The sequence below is a fragment of the Chamaesiphon sp. VAR_69_metabat_338 genome, from assembly GCF_031423935.1.
Lineage (GTDB): Bacteria > Cyanobacteriota > Cyanobacteriia > Cyanobacteriales > Chamaesiphonaceae > Chamaesiphon.
On the sequence record NZ_JANPGM010000503.1, the window covers coordinates 1 to 3453 of the forward strand.

Sequence of the window (3453 nt, forward strand, 5' to 3'; positions counted from 1 at the left end):
AGTCATAACTAACGAGACAGGCAAACGAAAAAAAACCTACCTAGTTACAATTAACTAGATAGGCAAGCGCATGATTAATTAAGATTGAGTCAGCTTAGAATAGACCCAAAGTCAAAGATTTGTCGATCGGTAAAGTAGCACCGATACCCAGATAGATGGTGAAGACAGTGCCGAAGAGGAAAACTGCCATTGCCACGGGACGACGGAACGGGTTTTGGAATTTGTTGACGTTTTCCAAGAACGGAATTACCAATAAACCTAAGGGCACGCCAGCCATACAAGCGATACCTAACAGTTTGTTTGGTAAAACGCGTAAGAGCTGGAATACCGGCCACAAGTACCACTCAGGCAAGATTTCCAGCGGCGTGGCAAAGGGGTTAGCTGGTTCGCCAACTAGAGCGGGATCGAGAATTGCCAGAGCAGTACAACAACCGATCGTGCCAAAGATGACAACGGGGAAAATGTAGAGCAGGTCATTCGGCCAAGCTGGTTCGCCGTAGTAGTTGTGACCCATGCCTTGAGCTAATTTTGCTCTTAAAGCTGGATCGGATAGATCCGGTTTTTTGAGGGTTGACATAGTTTATTAAGGACGTAAATTTTGGTTAGCTATTGATGTCTCAAAGATAGAATGGATGGCCAGATGTCGCACACCGAATCCACCATCCGTTCGATCTTTCAATTTACAAAGGGCCAGAGATCCCTTGTTTGCGAATCATGATGAAGTGTAACAACATGAATACAGCAATCAACCAAGGCAAGACAAAGGTATGCAGACTGTAGTAACGAGTCAGCGTTGCTTGACCGACGCTAGCACCACCACGCAGGAGGTCAGCCATCGCCACACCTACAACTGGAATTGCTTCGGGTACGCCAGAGACGATTTTAACAGCCCAATAACCGATTTGATCCCAAGGCAGGGAATAACCAGTTACACCAAAACTCACGGTGAGGACTGCCAAGATTACGCCAGTGATCCAGGTAAGTTCTCGCGGATTTTTGAAACCACCAGTGAGATACACGCGGAAGGAGTGGAGGATCATCATCAACACCATCATGCTGGCACTCCAGCGATGGATGGAACGAATCAGCCAACCGAAGTTGACTTCCGTCATGATTTTTTGAACCGAGGTGAAGGCATCAGCTACAGTTGGCGAATAGTAGAATGTCATCGCAAACCCAGTCGCAAACTGGATGACGAAGCACACTAAGGTGATCCCACCAAGGCAGTAGAAGATATTAACGTGGGGCGGAACGTACTTGCTAGCAATATCATCGGATAGTGCTTGGATTTCCAGACGTTCGTCAAACCATTGGTAGGTTTTACTATTTGTGACTTGCTTGGTAAACATTGACGGGTGCCGTGCTTCTCTCTAATGTCGTGTTATATATTATAACGCCAGTCGGATGTAGATCCTGTGGCTCGAAATAATGACTGGGTAAGATGGGATCGCTGTCAGACATGAGTATGACGGATCGAAAACGGCTCATACCAAATATGCCCAAAATTGTTTACTTTAGTAATATTCGGTCAACCGTTACTCATTTTACCTAAACAAAATTTAACACACCTCGAAAGGAGAGTGGTACCGATCGTGAGAGCTAGTTTTTGGTTTAGTTGGATCTTGAGTCTGCAAGTGGCTCTATTTTGGCTGTGGGGCACCCCCTCAGCCGCTGCTTTTACTCCAGAGCAACAATTGGTGCTGCAAGCATGGCGCACGGTCAATCAGGCTTATTACGATGAGAGCTTCAATCATCAAAATTGGTGGCTGACGCGCGATCGCACGCTCAAGCAACAAATTCCTAATGAGGAAGCAGCCTACCAAGCAATTACTAAAATGATTGCGACTCTAGATGAACCGTTTACGCGGCTGTTGCGACCAGAGCAGTATCGCAGCCTCAAGGTGAACACCGCTGGAGAATTATCTGGAGTGGGCTTGCAAATCGGCGTGAAGCCTGGGAGCAAATCGATCGAGGTGATTGCCCCGATCGCGGGTTCTCCTGCCGCTCAGGCAGGCATTTTGCCCCACGATACGATCGTCGCGATCGATGCCGTTCCCACATCAGAACTCACCCTCGATACGGCGGCTGTCAAAATGCGTGGTGCCAAAGGTACCAATGTCAGCCTCACGATCCAAACCGCCGATAAATCGCCGCGCGAAGTAATTTTAATCCGTCAAAAAATCGAACTCAATCCCGTTACCGCCGAGCTGCACACCGAAAATGGCCGCAAAATCGGCTATCTGCGGCTGGCACAATTTAGTGCCAAAGCCGCCCAAGAGCTAGGCGACAACATTACCAAACTCAAACAGCAAGGTGCGACGGGTTACGTTCTAGATTTACGCAATAACCCTGGCGGCTTAGTGCAAGCTGGTGTGGAAATCGCCCGTCAATGGCTCAAAGAAGGGGCGATTGTCTATACCGTCGATCGACGGGGGGCGATCGATGAAATCGATGCGAATGGTACCGCGCTTACCGACGCGCCCTTAGCAGTACTGGTAAATGCAGGGACTGCTAGTGCGAGTGAAATTCTCGCTGGCGCATTGCAAGACAACGGCAGAGCCACACTCGTCGGTACCAAAACGTTTGGGAAGGGTTTAATTCAATCCTTGTTCGATCTGCCCAATGGCAGCGGTTTGGCAGTCACGGTGGCTAAATATGAAACGCCCAACCATCACGATATCCACAAACTAGGGATTACACCCGATCGAATCGTGCCGACGCCAGAAATTTCGATCGAAGCTGCCGCAACTCAGCAAGATACCCAATACCTCGCGGCGATCGAGGCATTAGGAGTCGGTAGTTGAAACCCAGCTCGAAACCCTCGATAATTTTCAGATAGTAGCTCGCAAATTTACCAATTAATTTAATTATTTATGATGGACGTCCAAGACTTACAAGTACGGGTCGATCGAGTTGCCAGCAAACGCGCACTCCTACTCCAGTTTCAAATAGACCCCACGCTGCAATCTTTGTCGCTAGATATCGAGCAAGCGTTGCTGGAAATGGACGATCTGATGGCTGAGTTTGGGCGAACTTTTCCCAATGAAGTGGTGTCCCCACCAACCAAGCCGATCGATCTAGCCTAACGTCTACATCTTCTATCTATTCGACAATATCATTACTCAGCATTGTTCCTGAGTATTAAAAAGGGGCACTCCTACACAATCGATGTTTAGGGGTGCCCCTTTTGAGTACCCTGGGTCTACGGTTAGCACGATCCAACTCCCCGCTCCCCGCTGTCTTGAAAAGGTGCTCCGCTTGGGCAAAGCCCAAGACCGCACTTTTCGCTCCCAACTGCCAACTCCCTGTCTTGACTGAAACACATGCGGAGGAAACCTCCGCGTGATTTCAGCCGCAACTGCCAACTGCCAACTCCCCGCTCATTGTAAATTCCCCGCAAAATTTGGGAACGATAGTAAAGATAATCTTCAGATGCAATGGAATCGGTAGATG

General features: G+C 48.6%; 4 protein-coding genes. 2 read left to right on the plus strand and 2 right to left on the minus strand.

Annotated elements, in window-relative coordinates:
- Positions 1-94: 94 nt before the first annotated feature.
- Together petD and petB are read right to left on the minus strand one after the other, a co-directional pair.
- Positions 95-577 carry a cytochrome b6-f complex subunit IV gene (gene petD, locus RMO84_RS14010; protein WP_309730167.1) on the minus strand — a complete coding sequence of 161 codons (483 nt, stop codon included), beginning with the start codon at positions 575-577 and terminating at the stop codon, positions 95-97.
- Positions 578-680: 103 nt separating this feature from the next.
- Positions 681-1349 carry a cytochrome b6 gene (petB, locus tag RMO84_RS14015; RefSeq protein ID WP_310489066.1) on the minus strand — a complete coding sequence of 223 codons (669 nt, stop codon included), beginning with the start codon at positions 1347-1349 and terminating at the stop codon, positions 681-683.
- 240 nt (positions 1350-1589) lie between these two features.
- Between petB and ctpA the strand changes: the two genes are divergently transcribed.
- Both ctpA and RMO84_RS14025 read left to right on the plus strand, forming a co-directional pair.
- Positions 1590-2804, plus strand: coding sequence for a carboxyl-terminal processing protease CtpA (gene ctpA / locus RMO84_RS14020; protein ID WP_396135864.1), 1215 nt, complete (start codon positions 1590-1592; stop codon positions 2802-2804).
- Positions 2805-2873: 69 nt separating this feature from the next.
- Positions 2874-3086: a hypothetical protein gene (locus RMO84_RS14025; protein WP_310489068.1), complete on the plus strand. Its 213-nt coding sequence runs from the start codon at positions 2874-2876 to the stop codon at positions 3084-3086.
- Positions 3087-3453 lie beyond the last annotated feature (367 nt).

What these genes read in the sequence shown, in the direction of transcription:
- petD (WP_309730167.1), bottom strand. Translation starts at nt 577, where the DNA reads ATGTCAACCCTCAAAAAACCGGATCTATCCGATCCAGCTTTAAGAGCA.
- petB (WP_310489066.1), bottom strand. Translation starts at nt 1,349, where the DNA reads ATGTTTACCAAGCAAGTCACAAATAGTAAAACCTACCAATGGTTTGAC.
- RMO84_RS14025 (WP_310489068.1), top strand. Translation starts at nt 2,874, where the DNA reads ATGATGGACGTCCAAGACTTACAAGTACGGGTCGATCGAGTTGCCAGC.